At 76.3% G+C, this 545-nt stretch carries 1 protein-coding gene; it reads left to right on the top strand.

Annotated elements, in window-relative coordinates:
• Nucleotides 1-12: 12 nt before the first annotated feature.
• Nucleotides 13-545 (top strand): PucR family transcriptional regulator ligand-binding domain-containing protein (locus L0P92_RS44845; protein WP_234768862.1); only part of this gene is annotated, 533 nt, incomplete at its 3' end.

The following is a 545-nucleotide window of genomic DNA, read 5'->3' as shown; positions in this document are numbered from 1 at the left end:
CTGGACTACGACATGCCCGCGCTCTCGGCCCTCCTGGCCCGCGAGGACCTGGGCCTGCGCCAGATCGCCGGGCCCCTGGACGCGGACCCGGCCGTGCACTGGGCGCACACCTCGGAGATGGCCGATCCGTATCCGTACCTGCTGGGCGGCGAGCTGCTGCTGACGGCCGGGGTGCACATCCCGGAGGCGGCGGGCTCGGGGACGTACTTCGACGACTACGTGTCGCGGATCGTGGCGGCGGGCGGCACGGCGCTCGGCTTCGGCCTCGCGCCCGTCCACGACACGGTGCCGCGCGCCCTGGTGGCCGCGTGCGACGCGTACGGCCTCCCGCTCCTGGAGGTCCCGCCCCGCACCACCTTCTCGGGCGTGGCCCGCGCGGTCTGGCAACTCATGGCCCAGGCCCGCCACACCGAACTGCGCCGCGTGACAGAGGCCCAGCAGAGCCTGGCCGCGGCGGCCTCACGCCCCGATCCGGTCCGGGCGGTCCTGCGGCAGCTGGCCCAGCGGGTGGGCGGCCGAGCGGTGCTGTACGGGCCGGAGGGGGC

It is taken from the genome of Streptomyces muensis (assembly GCF_021474425.1).
Taxonomy (GTDB): domain Bacteria; phylum Actinomycetota; class Actinomycetes; order Streptomycetales; family Streptomycetaceae; genus Streptomyces; species Streptomyces muensis.
Note: the sequence above shows the minus strand (reverse complement) of the source record. Positions and strands in the feature narration are given on the sequence as shown.